This is a genomic window from Citrifermentans bremense (assembly GCF_014218275.1).
In the GTDB taxonomy this organism is placed as follows: domain Bacteria; phylum Desulfobacterota; class Desulfuromonadia; order Geobacterales; family Geobacteraceae; genus Geomonas; species Geomonas pelophila.
On record NZ_AP023213.1, the window covers coordinates 3,710,915 to 3,725,573 of the forward strand.

Annotated in this window: 12 protein-coding genes; 5 read left to right on the forward strand and 7 right to left on the reverse strand. The window is 61.5% G+C overall.

Annotated elements, in window-relative coordinates:
- Positions 1–15: 15 nt before the first annotated feature.
- The 6 genes from rpsI to leuB all read right to left on the reverse strand — a co-directional run bounded on the left by rpsI (position 16) and on the right by leuB (position 5,303).
- Entirely contained in the window at positions 16–405 is a 390-nt protein-coding gene (gene rpsI / locus GEOBRER4_RS16430) for a 30S ribosomal protein S9 (RefSeq protein WP_085815246.1), read from the reverse strand.
- A 22-nt stretch (positions 406–427) separates the two neighbouring features.
- Positions 428–856, reverse strand: coding sequence for a 50S ribosomal protein L13 (rplM, locus tag GEOBRER4_RS16435; RefSeq protein WP_085815247.1), 429 nt, complete (start codon positions 854–856; stop codon positions 428–430).
- A 125-nt stretch (positions 857–981) separates the two neighbouring features.
- A complete protein-coding gene (gene truA, locus GEOBRER4_RS16440) occupies positions 982–1,734 on the reverse strand; it encodes a tRNA pseudouridine(38-40) synthase TruA (protein WP_085815248.1) in 753 nt (250 codons plus the stop codon).
- Between the two features lie 37 nt (positions 1,735–1,771).
- Positions 1,772–2,791: an aspartate-semialdehyde dehydrogenase gene (locus GEOBRER4_RS16445; RefSeq protein WP_185245355.1), complete on the reverse strand. Its 1,020-nt coding sequence runs from the start codon at positions 2,789–2,791 to the stop codon at positions 1,772–1,774.
- A gap of 251 nt (positions 2,792–3,042) precedes the next feature.
- Positions 3,043–4,140, reverse strand: coding sequence for an aspartate-semialdehyde dehydrogenase (gene asd, locus GEOBRER4_RS16450; RefSeq protein ID WP_185243183.1), 1,098 nt, complete (start codon positions 4,138–4,140; stop codon positions 3,043–3,045).
- A 74-nt stretch (positions 4,141–4,214) separates the two neighbouring features.
- Entirely contained in the window at positions 4,215–5,303 is a 1,089-nt protein-coding gene (leuB, locus tag GEOBRER4_RS16455; protein ID WP_185243184.1) for a 3-isopropylmalate dehydrogenase, read from the reverse strand.
- A 555-nt stretch (positions 5,304–5,858) separates the two neighbouring features.
- On the opposite strand from leuB, the gene GEOBRER4_RS16460 reads away from it, so the two are divergent.
- The 3 genes from GEOBRER4_RS16460 to GEOBRER4_RS16470 are packed head-to-tail and all read left to right on the forward strand — an operon-like array spanning position 5,859 to position 10,564.
- On the forward strand, positions 5,859–7,139 hold the full coding sequence (locus GEOBRER4_RS16460; protein ID WP_185243185.1) for a ChaN family lipoprotein: 1,281 nt from the start codon (positions 5,859–5,861) through the stop codon (positions 7,137–7,139).
- A gap of 26 nt (positions 7,140–7,165) precedes the next feature.
- Positions 7,166–8,407, forward strand: coding sequence for a glucose-1-phosphate adenylyltransferase (glgC, locus tag GEOBRER4_RS16465; RefSeq protein ID WP_185243186.1), 1,242 nt, complete (start codon positions 7,166–7,168; stop codon positions 8,405–8,407).
- 27 nt (positions 8,408–8,434) lie between these two features.
- A complete protein-coding gene (locus GEOBRER4_RS16470; protein WP_185243187.1) occupies positions 8,435–10,564 on the forward strand; it encodes a PAS domain-containing hybrid sensor histidine kinase/response regulator in 2,130 nt (709 codons plus the stop codon).
- Positions 10,565–10,608: 44 nt separating this feature from the next.
- Here the strand turns inward: GEOBRER4_RS16470 and GEOBRER4_RS16475 are convergent, their stop codons facing one another.
- Positions 10,609–12,396, reverse strand: a complete 1,788-nt coding sequence (locus GEOBRER4_RS16475; protein ID WP_085815254.1) for a GspE/PulE family protein — start codon at positions 12,394–12,396, stop codon at positions 10,609–10,611.
- 152 nt (positions 12,397–12,548) lie between these two features.
- On the opposite strand from GEOBRER4_RS16475, the gene GEOBRER4_RS16480 reads away from it, so the two are divergent.
- Together GEOBRER4_RS16480 and GEOBRER4_RS16485 are read left to right on the forward strand one after the other, a co-directional pair.
- The gene (locus GEOBRER4_RS16480) at positions 12,549–12,884 is read left to right on the forward strand and encodes a phasin family protein (RefSeq protein WP_185243188.1); all 336 of its coding nucleotides are present in this window, start codon (positions 12,549–12,551) and stop codon (positions 12,882–12,884) included.
- Complete coding sequence (locus GEOBRER4_RS16485; protein WP_185243189.1) at positions 12,869–14,551, forward strand: ABC1 kinase family protein; 1,683 nt, start codon at positions 12,869–12,871, stop codon at positions 14,549–14,551. The genes GEOBRER4_RS16480 and GEOBRER4_RS16485 overlap by 16 nt, the downstream gene beginning before the upstream one ends.
- Positions 14,552–14,659: the final 108 nt, after the last annotated feature.

Consider the following 14,659-nt stretch of genomic DNA (forward strand, 5'->3'; position numbering starts at 1 on the left):
TGTCCCGGCAGCGGATTAACGCTTGGAGAACTGGAAGCTTGCGCGAGCAGCCTTCTTGCCGTATTTCTTTCTTTCTTTGATACGGGAGTCGCGGGTGATGAAGCCCGCTTTTTTCAGCGTGCCGCGCAGATCGGCGTCGGCCTCGATGAGAGCCTTGGTGATGCCGTGCTTGATGGCGCCCGCCTGGCCGGAGTCGCCGCCGCCCTTGACGGTGCAGAAGATGTCGAACTTGCCGACGTTCTCGGTCAGTTCGAGCGGCTGCATGACCACCATCTTGGAGGTCTCCCTGCCGAAGTAGTTGTCAAGAGTCTTGGTATTTACAATGATCTCGCCGTTGCCGGGCTTGAGCCAAACCCTGGCGATCGACGACTTCCTTTTCCCAGTTGCGTAAAAGCTGACTGCCATTTTATATCTCCTGATGAACGAATTAAATGTTCAGATTCTTCGGGTTCTGAGCCGCGTGCGGATGGGTTCCGCCACTGTAGATCTTGAGCTTCTTCAGCATGTGGCGGGCAAGCTTGTTCTTGGGAAGCATGCCTTTGACAGCCTTTTTCAGAAGCTCTTCCGGCTTCTTGTCGAGGAGTTTGCCGGCAGTGATCTCTTTCAGGCCGCCCGGGAACGAGGAGTGGCTGTAGTAGGTCTTGTCGGCGAGCTTCCTGCCGGTCAGGGCGATTTTCTCAGCGTTCACGACGATGACGAAGTCGCCGGTATCGACACTCGGGGTGAAGGTCGGCTTGTTCTTGCCGCGCAGCACATTGGCGATTTCAGTCGCAACACGACCGAGCACCTTATTATCCACGTCAACCAGGTACCAATCCCTGGTTACTTCTTCTTTTTTGGCAACTTGCGTCTTCATCGAAACCTCACAGCTATCTGGAATTAGCACATTAACTTACGGAAGTTTGAGAATCTAATCGATTCGCGACTTCATGTCAAGACAAAAAACCAAAAGGCAAGATTAGCGCGCTATAAAAAGCGACATCAATCCTTCCCTTCCGGGTAGTAGACCTGCATCAGGCAAAGCCCCTGCGGAGGAACCGTCATGCCGGAGTTCTGCTGCCGGTCGCCCCCCTTGAGCAGGCGCGCCACGTCCTCTACGCTTTTCTTCCCCTGCCCCACCTCGATGAGGGTCCCGGTGATAACGCGGACCATGTTTTTCAGAAAGCCGCTCCCCTTGATGTCCAGGTGGAGCAAGCGCCCCTCCTGCACCAGTTCCATGCTGTAGATCCTGCGCACCGTGGTCTTTGCGGCGCAGTTGGAAGCCCGGAAGGCGGCGAAGTCGTGCTCTCCCACAAACGCGGTGCAGGCGGCCCGCATCGCCTCGACGTCGAGCTTGCCCTTCACGCGCCAGGCAGTGAGGCGCGAAAGCGGAGAGCGCAGGTCGTCCAAGAGCATGGTGTAGCGGTAGTGCTTTGCGTGTGCGTCGAAGCGGGGGTGGAACTCCAGTGGGACCTCACACGCCTCCCGCACCGCGATGTCGCCGGGAAGAAGGCAATTGAGTCCCTCCCGGAAGGCGCGCAGCGGCACGGTACTGTCAGTTTTGAAGCAGGCGACCATGCCGCGCGCGTGCACGCCCGCATCGGTGCGGCCGGAGCCGTGCAGGGCCGCCTTCGCCCCCAGCATCCGGGCGAGCGCCTCCTCCAACACCTCCTGGACCGTCCTTCCGTTCGGCTGCACCTGCCAGCCGCAGTAGGCGGTGCCATCGTACTCTATGATCAGCTTGATGTTGCGCATAAATCTTCCCGCGGACCCGTCCGAGCTGTCCTCCAGCTTACTTCAGGTACTCCTCCACCAGCAGCTCCGCGATCTGCACGGCGTTGGTGGCGGCGCCTTTTCTGAGGTTGTCCGCGACGATCCAGAGATTCAGGCCGTTGGTGACGGTGGCGTCCTCGCGGATGCGGCCGACCAGTGTCAGGTCCTCGCCCGCCGCGTCCATCGCCATCGGGTACTCGCCATTGGCGGGGTTGTCGACAAGTTCCACGCCGGGCGCATCTTCCAGGAGCTCGCGCGCCTTGACCACGGTGATCTTCTTCGCGGTCTCTATGTTCACCGACTCGGAATGTCCGAAGAAGACGGGGACCCTGACGCAGGTGGCGGTGGTCTTGATGTCCGCCTCCATGATCTTCCTGGTCTCGTTCACCATCTTCATCTCTTCCTTGGTGTAGCCGTTGTCGCAGAAGGAGTCGATCTGCGGCAGGCAGTTGAAGGCGATCCGGTGCGGATATACCTCGTTCTTGGGCGGCCGCCCGTTCAAGAGCTCGCCGGTCTGCTTGCGCAGCTCGTCGATCGCCTTGTTGCCGGTGCCGGACACTGCCTGGTAGGTGGAAACGACTATCCGCTTGATGGAACCGAAGTCGTGCAGCGGCTTCAAGGCCACCACCATCTGGATCGTGGAGCAGTTGGGGTTGGCGACGATCCCCTTCTTGCGGTAGCCCGCAAGCGCATGCGGGTTCACCTCGGGGACCACCAGCGGCACCTCCGGGTCCATGCGCCAGGCACTGGAGTTGTCGATGCAGACCGCACCCGCCTTGGCGGCGGAGGGGCAGAATTCCTCGGACCGCGCGCCGCCTGCGGAGAAGAGAGCTATATCGATCCCCTCGAAGGAGTCGTGCTTCAGCTCTTCCACCGGCACAGGCTTGCCGTTGAACTCAAGGACCTGCCCGACGCTGCGGGCGCTGGCCAGGAACTTTATCTTCCCCACCGGGAATTTCCGCTCTTCCAGGCATTCTATCATCTGGGTCCCGACCGCGCCGGTTGCGCCTACCACTGCCACATTCCACAATTTCTTCACACTCATTACATCTCCTTGAGACAAAAACGGGAGCGCGCCACCCTTGAAACCGGGGGACGCGCTCCACTTCCAGCTACCTTACATTCAGAAACAGAGTCAACGGCGTTTCACACGGATGGCCACCGAAGAAGACGGAAAAGGCAAAATCTGAAGCCTTGGGGGTTAACCCAAAAGGCTTTTGACTTATCCGCCTCTATCCGTTCCATCCGTTCCATCCGTTTAATCCGCGTGCTACGCCTTTGACTTCGACCTTACCTCTCCTTGAGTATCTGCAGCATGCGGCGCAGCGGTTCTGCGGCGCCCCAAAGGAGCTGATCGCCGCAGGTGAAGGCGGAGAGGTACTGCGGCCCCATCTTCATCTTCCTAACGCGCCCCACCGGCACGGTGAGCGAACCGGAAACGGCTGCCGGGGTGCACTGGGCCAGGGTCTCCGCCTTGGTGTTGGGAACGAACTTGACCCACTGGTTGTCGTTCTTGATCATCTCCTCGATGTCGGCGATGGGGATGTCCTTGTTCAGCTTGATGGTGAGCGCCTGGCTGTGGCAGCGCATGGCGCCGACGCGGACGCAGATGCCGTCGACGGGGATCGGGTTGGCGGTGCCGAGGATCTTGTTGGTCTCGGCGTAACCTTTCCACTCCTCGCGGCTCTGCCCGTCCTCGACCTCGCGGTCGATCCAGGGAAGCACGCTCCCTGCCAGAGGGAAGCCGAACTCCTTGGTCGGGAGATCGCCACTTCTCAGGGTCTGGGTCACCTTGCGGTCGATCTCCAGGATGGCGGAGCCCGGGGTCGCCAAGAGGTCTGCTACCGAGCCCTGCAGCACGCCCATCTGGGAGAGGAGCTCGCGCATGTTGGGAGCGCCGGCGCCGGAGGCCGCCTGGTAGGTCATGGAGGTGATCCACTCGACCGCGCCGGCCTTGAAGAGCCCGCCCAGGCCCATGAGCATGAGGCTCACGGTGCAGTTGCCGCCGATGTAGTCCTTGACCCCTTTGGCAAGTGCCGCGTCGATGACGTTGCGGTTGATCGGGTCAAGGATGATGACGGCGTCGTTCTCCATGCGCAGCGTGCTGGCCGCATCGATCCAGTAACCCTGCCAGCCCGCCTTGTTCAGCTCGGGGCGCACCGACTTTGTGTAGTCGCCACCCTGACAGGTGATGATCACGTCCAGCTTCTTAAGCTCGTTTATGTCCGAGGCGTCCTTCAGGGTTCCGGCGTTCATCGGGGCGGGCTGCCCCACTTGGGAGGTTGTAAAGAAAACCGGCTCTATTCCCTGGAAATCGTTCTCCTCCTGCATGCGCTGGAGCAAAACGGAGCCTACCATGCCACGCCAACCGACCAGTCCGACTTTCATAGGCGACCTTCCTTTTTATCTGTATTTAATGTATGCACCGGCGGCTGTGCCCCGCCTCTACCATGTTGCGTCGATCAGAGGTTGGCGATAATGGCGTCGCCGATCTCCTTTGTGTTCACCAGCTTCTCGCCTGCCTTCTCCTGATAGATGTCCCGGGTGCGATAGCCGCCGTCGAGGACCTTGGCGACCGCCTGGTCGATGGCGTCTGCCGCCTCGACCATGCCGAAGGAGTAACGGAGCATCATCCCCGCGGAGAGGATCTGGGCGATCGGGTTGGCGATCCCCTGCCCTGCGATGTCCGGGGCGCTACCGCCGGAAGGCTCGTACATGCCGAAGGTCCCCTCGGCCAGCGAGGCGGAGGGAAGCATCCCGAGGGAACCGGTCAGCATCGCCGCCTCGTCCGAGAGGATGTCGCCGAACATGTTCTCGCAAAGGATCACGTCGAACTGCTTGGGCCACTTCACCAGCTGCATCGCGGCGTTGTCCACGTACATGTGGGAGAGCTCGACGTCCGGGTATTCCTTGGCGATGTTGATGACGATCTCGCGCCAGAGCACGGAGCTGGAAAGGACGTTGGCCTTGTCGATGGAGCAGACCTTCTTGCCGCGCTTTCTCGCCGCCTGGAAAGCCACATGCGTGATGCGCTCGATCTCGGGGACGCTGTAGCGCATGGTGTCGACGCCGACGCGGTTGCGCCCTTCCCCTTCGATCCCTTTGGGCTGGGAGAAGTAGATGCCGCCGGTCAGCTCGCGGATCACCAGGATGTCGAAGCCACCTGCGATCACCTCTTCCTTAAGCGAGGAGGCGCTGGTGAGCGACGGGAAGATGATGGCCGGACGCAGGTTGGCGTAGAGGCCGAAGATCTTGCGAAGCGGCAAGAGGGCGCCGCGCTCGGGCTGTTCGTCCGGGGGAAGGGTCTCCCACTTGGGTCCGCCGACGGAGCCGAAGAGGATGGCGTCCGAAGACTTGCATATATTCACGGTGGTCTCGGGAAGCGCGCGACCTTCCAGGTCGATCCCCGCCCCACCTACGTTGGCGTGGGTCCGCTCGAAAGTGACATCGTAACGTTTCTCGACCGCATCGAGCACCCTCAGTGCTTCCGCCATAACCTCGGGGCCTATGCCGTCTCCTGGCAATACCGCCACTTTAAAAAGCTTTCCCATCACATGACCTCCCAAGTGTATTAAATTAGGGATTCTATTTGCGACCGGCCGCTATTGTCAACATAAAAAAAGTCCGTCAAACATACGTTTAACGCCCCAAACCATGAGAGGGAAACGGCACAGTCACAGAGATCATGTCGCAGCCGGCACAAAGACAATCATCACTAACACAGTCTCTGAACCTCTACGGGCAGGCCGCAGAAAATACCATTGTCATGAAGTATTCGTCCTGTATACCTTTTGTCTTCTCTACCCCTTATGCTTTTTAGTTCCTATTCATGAAAAGTTATGATATATCCTTCCAATCTTCATCCAGCAAAGTGAAGTTACAGGGTCGCGAACGCCCACTGGACCTGGTTTTGCCGGTACTCCGGCAAAACCGTCTGGACAACCTCATTAAAGACGGTATGATACCCTCTTAACAGAAGGGCGCTTACGCCGCAGCCGGCCGTTGCCGGCAGAACGGCCGTTTCCGGACGGTTCAGTCCGCCGCCAGGAGGTTTCCTTGCCCGATTATCCAAGGCCCGCTGGGCCGACATGCTATCAGGAGGCACCATGCTTTCCCCTTCCCACTTCCGGCATCTTACTGCCGCCCTCTCGCTCTTTGCCATGACCGGTTGCTGCACGACCTCAGGAAAACAGGTCCTCGGCAACCCCGAGGCCCCCTACCCGCCACCGTCTGCGCCCAAAGTCGGGGACATCGTCCACCTTCCCACCGGCGTGCTGGTGACCCCGGATCAGATGAAGCGAGTTGCCACCGACGCGCGGGTGGTCTACGTGGGCGAGACCCACGACAACCCCGCGTCTCAACGCCTGGAGTTGGACATGCTCAAGGCCCTGGAGGAGCGCCACCCAGGGAAGGTAGCACTCGGAATGGAGATGTTCAAAAGGTCCCAGCAGCCCGTCCTGGACCGCTGGAGCGCGGGGGACCTGGACGAGAAGAGTTTCGTCAAGGAGTCACGCTGGTTCGACAGCTGGAAGATGGATTTCGGCTACTACCGCGACCTGTTGCTGTACGCCAGAGAAAAGCACATCCCGGTTATCGGGCTTAACGCGGAGAAAAACCTGGTGCAGGCGGTGCGTAACAGGAATCTGGATGAACTCACGCCCGAAGAAAAGGCGCAGCTACCCGAACTGGACCTCTCGGATCCCTACCAGCGGGCGCAGACCGAGAGCATCTTCGCCGGGCACAGCCACGGCAAGATGGCGGTCGAGGGGTTCCTGCGTGCACAGACCCTTTGGGATGACACCATGGCCGAGACTGCGGCGCGTTTTCTGGAGAGCCCGCAGGGAAAGGACCGCCACCTGCTGGTGGTAGCCGGCGGCAACCATGTAAGCCACGGTTTCGGGATTCCGCGCCGCGTCTTCCGCCGCGCCCCGACTTCCTACGTCACCATCGGGGGGTACGAGGTTGTCATCACCCGGCAAAAGCCGCCGGAAACGATGGACGTGGAGATTCCGGAATTCCCCATGGTCCCCTTCGACTTCCTGGTGAACTTCGCCTACGAGGAACTCCCAAGTAACGACGTGCTTTTGGGGGTCGCCTTCGATCCGGGCCCTGACAAGCGCGGACTGCTGGTAAAGAGCGTGATTCCCGAATCGAACGCCGCGCGCGCCGGGGTGAAGGAGGGGGACCTGCTGCTCGCCCTGGACGGCGAGGCCCTCACGGAGGCCTTCGACCTGGTCTACGCCATAAAGCAGAAGCACGCGGGCGACCGCGGCACGCTGAAGCTGGAGCGAGCCGGGGAACCGATGAGCGTCGAGGTCGAGTTCAAATCGAGCAAGCCCTACCAGCATGGCAAGCCTGAGAATGCGGAGCCGAAAAAGGCGCCATGACCACTGAAATCCTTGGAGGATAGGATATGTATGCCATGAGTAATGTCGGGAACACGATTGCGATGGTGCTGGCAGGCGGCAAGGGGGAGAGGCTGAGCCCCCTGACGACGCGCAGGGCCAAGCCCAGCGTCATGTTCGGCGGCAAGTACAAGATCATCGACTTCGTGCTGAGCAACCTCTTCAACTCCGGGATCAAGAAGGTCTACATCCTGACCCAGTACCGCGCCTACTCGCTCACCAAGCACATCCGGGAGTCGTGGGGGAAGTGGACCGGGCTCGGGGAGTTCTTCGTCTCCATCTCTCCCGAGACAAGCTCCGAGAGCGAGGAATGGTTCAAGGGGACTGCCGACGCGATCCTGCAGTACTTGAGGTTCGTGGAGTCCTCCGACGCGGATTACGTCGCCATCTTCGGCGGAGACCACATCTACAAGATGGACGTCAGCCAGATGATCGACTACCACCGCAGAAACCGCGCCGACCTGACCGTCGCCGCGCTGGAGGTCCCGGTGGAGGAGGCGAGCCGCTTCGGCGTCTTCTCGGTGGACGAGGACTACCACATCACCGCCTTCACCGAAAAGCCGGCAAACCCGGAGAGCATCCCCGGGCGGAGCACCTGCTTCGCCTCCATGGGGAACTACATCTTCTCCACCAAGAAGCTGATCGAGGTGCTGCAGGAGGGGAAGAAGCGGTACGAAGATCTGGACTTCGGCAAGCACGTCATCCCGATGATGCTGGAAAACCGGGACAAGGTGTTCGCCTACAACTTCAACGACAACATCATCCCCGGCATGAAGGCCGAGGAGAAGGGGTACTGGAAGGACGTGGGGACCCTCGACTCCTACTACGAGGCGAACATGGACTTGATCAACGTCTCGCCCCAACTGAACCTGTACAACTACAAGTGGCCCATCCTCACCAACCAGGGGAACCTCCCCCCCGCCAAGACCGTCTTCGACGAAGAGGGAAGGCGCGGCATGAACATAGACTCCTACGTCTGCGCCGGGTGCATCACCAGCGGGGCCACGGTGAAAAGGACCATTCTCGGCCCGCGCTGCAAGGTGAACAGCTTCAGCCTGGTAGAAGACTCCATCCTCTTCGAGAACGTGACCGTGGGGCGCAACGTCACCATCAAGAAGGCCATCATCGACAAGAACATCGTCATCCCGGACGGAACAGAGATCGGCCTCGACCATGACAAGGACCGCCTCAAGGGTTACCGGGTGACCGAGTCGGGGATCGTCGTGGTCTCAAACCCCGAAACGAGGTAAGCCCCGCCCGCGGCGGCCGGAGCGCTGATGCGAAGTCAATCGGAGAAGAGAGCGGCACGGGAGATAGGAAAGATCGTCGGGATCTACGCGCTCTTCGGCAGCGCCTGGATCTACCTCTCCGGGTATGCCCTCACCTGGCTGGTATCCGACCCGCAGCTGGCATACCGGATTGAGGTCTACAAGGGGCTCCTCTTCATCTTGGTCACCTCCTGGCTTTTGTACCGGCTGATCACCCGCTTCGCCAAGCGCCTGGCCGAAAGCGTGGAAAAGCTGGAGGAAAGCGAGGCGCGCTTCCAGGCCATCTACCATAACGTGAACGACGCCCTGCTGATTCATGAGCCCGACGGCCGGGTAACCGACGTGAACCGCACCATGTGCAGCATGTTCGGCTACAGCAGGAACGAGGCCCTGCAACTGAGCGTAGGCGAGCTAAGCCAGGGGGAGCCGCCTTACTCGCATCAAGAGGCGCGACACCTGCTCACGCTCGCGGCGCAAGGGGTCCCGCAGACGGTCCAGTGGCACAGCAGGAAGAAGAACGGGACCTTGTTCTGGTCCGAGGTCAGCCTGCGCCGGGCCATCATCAACGACGAGGAGCGCATCGTCGTCATGGTGCGGGACATCACCTCCCGCAAGGAGGTCGAGGAGGCGCTCAGGCAAAACGAGGAAATCCTCAAGCTGCTGATGGAGGAGATGCCGGCGGGGGTGGGGTGGTCGGACGAAGGGAAGGGGATCCAGTACCTGAACGGCCTGATCAGCGAGTGGCTCGGCCTGGCCCGCTCCGACAAGCCGACCCTCGACGGGCTGCTTGAGCGTGCCCTGCCCGACCCGGAGTACCGAGCCGGGATCCAAAGGCTATGGTACGCCGGCATCCGCGCGACCCTGGAACACGGCACCCCCATCCCCCCTATCGAGGTAAAACTCACCTGCAGCGACGGCTCGATCAAGCACGTCATCCTCAACACCAGCCTGATCCACCACCGCATACTCTTCATCTTCACCGACATCACCAAGTGGGAAGCCGTGCAAGCCGAGATCCTGAAGGCGCAGAAGCTGGAATCGCTGGGGATTCTTGCCGGCGGGATAGCCCACGATTTCAACAACATCCTCACCGGCATCCTCGGGAACATCTCTTTTGCGGGGCTTCTTTTGGAAGGCGACCACCCGGCGCGCGGGCCCCTGGGGCACGCGGAAAAGGCGTCCCAGCGGGCGGCGGAACTCGCGCACCAGCTGCTCACCTTCTCCCGGGGAGGAGAGCCGGTGAAGAAGGTGGTTTCCGCGGCGCACCTGGTTCGGGAATCGCTCGCCCTGTCGCTGCACGGGTCGAAGGTGCAGACCGAGGTGGAGATCCCTGAGTCGCTGCACGCCATAGACGCGGACGAAGGGCAGATGAGCCAGTCCTTCAACAACGTGATCATCAACGCCTGCCAGGCCATGCCGGAGGGCGGGGTCTTGAAAGTGACAGCGGAAAACGTCTCATTGAAGGCGGAAAACGAGCTGGGGCTTGCCGCGGGAGAGTACGTCAGGATCTCGTTCATCGACGAGGGGTGCGGCATACCGTTCGAGGACCAGAAGAAGATCTTCGACCCCTATTACACCACCAAGGCAGGCGGAACCGGGCTGGGGCTCGCGTCGGTGCACTCCATAGTATCCAGGCACGCGGGGAAGATCGAGGTCGTGAGCGCGCCCGGGAAGGGAACCAATTTCACCTTCTACCTCCCCTCGGCGGGAGAGGTCGTCCCCGAGCAGGGAAAGGACCCTGAAAAGCCGTGTCGCGGGGAGTCCGGCGAAGGTCCCATCCTGGTCATGGATGACGAGGAAGCGATCAGGACTCTGGCCGAGGACCTGCTGACCCACCTCGGTTACGAAGCAGTCACCTGCAGTACGGGAGAGGAGGCGGTCCGGCTCTACCGCGAAGCAAGCGAGGCGGGGCGCCCCTTCTATGCGGCCATAATGGATCTGACGGTGCCGGCGGGAATGGGGGGGAAGGAAGCCGCACGGGAGATTCTCTCCTTCGCCCCGAAGGCCCGGCTCGTCGTCTCCAGCGGGTACTCCAACGATCCGGTCATGTCGCGCTATGCCGATTACGGTTTTTGTTGCGCCGTGGTGAAGCCGTACCGGTGGGCGGACCTGCAGCAGGCGTTAAAAAAGAAGTGCTAGCAGCGACGCCAGTACCTGTCCGACCTGTCCGACCTGTCCGACCATCACCCGGTGACCGCGATCACCTCTTCGTAGGTGGAGATTCCCTCCAGCATCTTGCGCACGGCCTGCTCCCTCAGCGTGACCAGGCCATCGCGGCGGGCGACTGCCTGCAACTCGGCTAGGTCCAGCCGCTCCGAGATGACCCCCTTCACCGCATCGTTCACGTCCAGCACCTCGAAGATCCCGGTCCTACCCTTGTAGCCGGTGCCGCGGCACTCTGGACACCCCTCGCCGGACCAGACGACTCCGGCCCGCTTGAGTCCCAGGTATTCGAGTTCTTCGGGGGCAAGCCGGCGCTCCTTCTTGCAGGCAGGGCAGATCTTGCGCAAAAGCCTCTGCGCGATGATGCCGACGACAGTGGAGGAGATGAGAAAGGGGGGGACTCCCAGGTCGATGAGCCTGGTGACGGAGGAGGGAGCGTCGTTGGTGTGCAGGGTGGAGAGCACCAGGTGCCCGGTCAGCGCCGCCTGCACCGCGTTCTCGGCGGTCTCCTTGTCCCGGATCTCACCGATCATGATGATGTCGGGGTCCTGCCTAAGGACGTTTCTCAGCACCTTGTCGAAGGTGACCCCGATCCCCGACTGGACCCCCACCTGGTTGAACTCCTCCATCACCATCTCGATCGGGTCTTCCACGGTAACTATGTTCACCTCGGGGGAGGAGAGGGTCCGCAGCGACGAGTAGAGCGTGGTGGTCTTGCCGCTGCCGGTTGGGCCTGTCACCAGGATGATGCCGTTTGGCCTGCGCAAAAAGGAGCTGTAGAGCTGGTACTCGCGCGGGTAGAAACCTATCTGGTCGAGCTCCTGCATCAAGACGTCCGGGTCGAAGATCCTGATGACCACCTTCTCGCCGAAGGCTACCGGGAGCGTGGAGACGCGCAGCTCGACCTCCTTCTCCTGGTGGCTGGTCTTGATCCGGCCGTCCTGCGGGCGCCTCTTCTCGGCCAGGTCCATGCGGGAGAGCATCTTGATGCGCGAGACGATGGGGGGGTGAAGCTGCTTGGGAACCACGTGGACGTTGTGCAGCACCCCGTCCACCCTGAGCCGCACCAGGCTTTTCTCCCTCTTGGGCTCGATATGGATGTCGCTGGCGCGCTGGTCGAAGGCGTACTGCAACAGGAAATCGACGGCTGAGATGATGTTGCGGTCGGTCCCCTCGATCTCGTGCCCGGTCTTAAGGCGCACGAACTGCTCGAGGTTCCCCAGGTCCACCCCGGCCGAGACCTCGCTCTCCGCGGCCTGCACGGAGGCGCGGAAGCCGAAGAACTCCCTGAGTATCTTCAGGATGTCGTTTCTTGAGGCGAGGACCCGGCGGAACTCCATCCGCTTGATGGATTTGAGTTCCTCGACAACCTCCTCGTTGAAGGGGTCGGCTACCGCCAGCACCACCACGCCGTCCTCGTAACCCACCGGGACGATCAGGTGCTTCAAGGCGAAGGGGCGCGAGATGTGCGCCGTGACCAGCTCGAGATCGAGCTTCATCGGGTTGATCTTGAGGTAGGGAAGCCCGACGGCCTGCGCCAGCACCTCGGTGATGGCGTCCTCGGTCAGAAGTTTCCCTCCCCCCCCCGGAATCTCCAGGTTGAAGGAGGCGATCACCTCGGCGGGAGAGGCCTTTTCCGGCGCATGCAGCACCCGGCGCGAGTACCCTGCCTGCTGCGCCCCGGCCAGCCGCTGGGCCTGCGCCTCACCCTGGGCGAGCAGCGCCCGGAACTGCTCGTCGGTGATCATCTGGCGCTGCAGGAGTATCTGCCCGACGTTCTGGATGGTGAACATCTTCTTCCTGTGCATGCGGCACCTCTCTCATGTGCTTAAGGCTGCGAGTATCAGCGAGAACCCGAGTAAAGTCAAGGGAGTCCGAGTTTGACAACGGTCGGCCGACCGATATCATTAATTTGCGCCTAAGAACCGGCGCGTAAATTAGAAGCTCAAGGAGGGATACCATGTTTGAACTTTTCGAGAAGGTAGTGCTCACGGCGCTCGGGGCTGCGGCCATCACCCAGAAAAAGGGCGAGGAACTGGTGCAGGAGATGAAGTCCCGCTACAAGATCAGCGAAGAGGAAGGTAGGGCCTTCCTGGACCGGATCCAGGAGATGGTAAAGGCAGGGCAGCAGCGCTCCGCGGAGATGGCGGAGACCGAGGTGAAGAAGGCGCTGGACCGTATGGGTATGGTGTCACGCGAGGAATACGAGCGCCTGGAGCGGCGCGTGCGGGCGCTTGAGGCGGTCCAGGTGCAAAACCTGAGCGTCGAGGCGGAGGAAGAGTGTATAGAATCCTGAACATCAACCGCAACGTCAGGAGCATCCGGCGTTACCGGCAGATCATCACCGTCATGGGAGGGTACGGGCTCGGCCAGTTGCTGGAGTACCTGAACCTGGGGCATGTGGTGGCCCTGTCCCGGCGCATGCTGCGCCGCCCTGGTAAGGCCGCCCACCTCTCGGCCCCGGAACGTCTGCGCCTCGCCCTGGAGGAACTGGGCCCCACCTTCATCAAGCTGGGGCAACTCCTCTCCACCCGCGCCGACATCATCCCCCCCGCCTTCGTGCAGGAACTGGCGCGCCTGCAGGACGAGATCCCCTGCATCGACTTCGAGGAGATAAAGGTACAGATCGAGCACGAGTTGGGGGTACCGCTGGAAAACCGCTTCCTGCGGGTGGAACCGGTGGCGATCGCGGGGGCGTCGATCGCGCAGGTGCACCGGGCAACGCTTATCACCGGCGAGGACGTGGTGGTGAAAGTGCGCCGTCCCGGTGTGATGGAGGCGGTCGAGACCGACATCGACATCCTCATGGGGGTGGCGCTGCTCCTGGAGCGCCACATGGCCCGAAGCGACATCTATGACCCGGTGGGGGTGGTGCGGGAATTCTCCTACACCATCCGGCGCGAGATGGACCTCTCCCGCGAGGGGCACGCCATCGAGCGGATCCGCGACAACTTCAAGGGTTACCCCGATCTGTACTTCCCGCAGGTCTACTGGGAGGCGACCGCCAAGGGGGTGCTTACCACCGAGTACGTGGACGGCATCAAGGTGAGCGACATCTGCGCCATTGAGAAGGCTGGGCTGGACCGGCGCGAGATCGCGCGGCGCGGGGCGACCGCCTTTCTGAAGATGGTGCTGGAGCACGGCTTCTTCCACGGCGACCCGCACCCGGGCAACGTGATGATACTCCCCAACAACGTGATCTGCCTGCTCGACTACGGCATGGTGGGAAGGCTCGACCCCGCGGTGAAGCGCTACCTGACCGATGTCCTCGGCGCGGTGATCGAAAGGGACGTGGAGGGGCTCGCCTACATCGTGGTGGAGGCCGGCGACGCAGGCGAGAACGTCAACATGCACGCCCTGAAAAAGGGGCTTGCCGAGTTCATCGACAGCTACTTCGAGATCCCGCTGAAAGAGATCGTGGTGGGGCGCATGCTCCTGGAGTTCATAGACCTGGTCTCGACGCATCGCATCAAGGTGCACCCGGACCTCACCATGCTGGTCAAGGTGCTGGTGGTGGTGGAGGGGATGGGCCGAAAGCTCGATCCCGAGTTCGACATGGTGGGACACCTGCGCCCTTTCCTGGAGCGGGAGTTCAGGCAGCAGCACTCCCCCGGGCGGCTTTTGCGGGAGATGGAGCAGGGGCTCGAAGGATACCTGACCCTGGCGCGCAACCTGCCGCGGGAGCTGAAGGAGATCCTGAACAAGATCAACCGGAACAAGTTCCGCATCGACCTGGAGCACCGCGGACTGGACCGTTTCAGCCGGGAACTCGACCGCTCCGCGAACCGGGTCTGCCTGAGCCTCATCATAGCGGCGCTCCTGATCGGCTCCTCCATCGCCATGCAGACGAACCGCGGCCCGATGCTCTGGGGGTTCCCCGCCTTCGCATTTTTCGGCTACAGCTGCGCTGGCGTGGTCGGGATCTGGTGGATGATCGCCATCCTGCGCTCCGGGAGACTGTAGCAAAAAAGACACACCAGCCGTTGCTTTTCCACCACACGGGCATTTTCGCCACAGCTTCCCCACGTACGCAGCATCCGCCCCGACCCGCCATCATACCGAAAGCGCTAC

What these genes read in the sequence shown, in the direction of transcription:
- truA (WP_085815248.1), bottom strand. Translation starts at nt 1,734, where the DNA reads ATGCGCAACATCAAGCTGATCATAGAGTACGATGGCACCGCCTACTGC.
- GEOBRER4_RS16470 (WP_185243187.1), top strand. Translation starts at nt 8,435, where the DNA reads ATGCGAAGTCAATCGGAGAAGAGAGCGGCACGGGAGATAGGAAAGATC.
- asd (WP_185243183.1), bottom strand. Translation starts at nt 4,140, where the DNA reads ATGAAAGTCGGACTGGTCGGTTGGCGTGGCATGGTAGGCTCCGTTTTG.
- GEOBRER4_RS16480 (WP_185243188.1), top strand. Translation starts at nt 12,549, where the DNA reads ATGTTTGAACTTTTCGAGAAGGTAGTGCTCACGGCGCTCGGGGCTGCG.
- rplM (WP_085815247.1), bottom strand. Translation starts at nt 856, where the DNA reads ATGAAGACGCAAGTTGCCAAAAAAGAAGAAGTAACCAGGGATTGGTAC.
- GEOBRER4_RS16475 (WP_085815254.1), bottom strand. Translation starts at nt 12,396, where the DNA reads ATGCACAGGAAGAAGATGTTCACCATCCAGAACGTCGGGCAGATACTC.
- rpsI (WP_085815246.1), bottom strand. Translation starts at nt 405, where the DNA reads ATGGCAGTCAGCTTTTACGCAACTGGGAAAAGGAAGTCGTCGATCGCC.
- glgC (WP_185243186.1), top strand. Translation starts at nt 7,166, where the DNA reads ATGTATGCCATGAGTAATGTCGGGAACACGATTGCGATGGTGCTGGCA.
- GEOBRER4_RS16460 (WP_185243185.1), top strand. Translation starts at nt 5,859, where the DNA reads ATGCTTTCCCCTTCCCACTTCCGGCATCTTACTGCCGCCCTCTCGCTC.
- leuB (WP_185243184.1), bottom strand. Translation starts at nt 5,303, where the DNA reads ATGGGAAAGCTTTTTAAAGTGGCGGTATTGCCAGGAGACGGCATAGGC.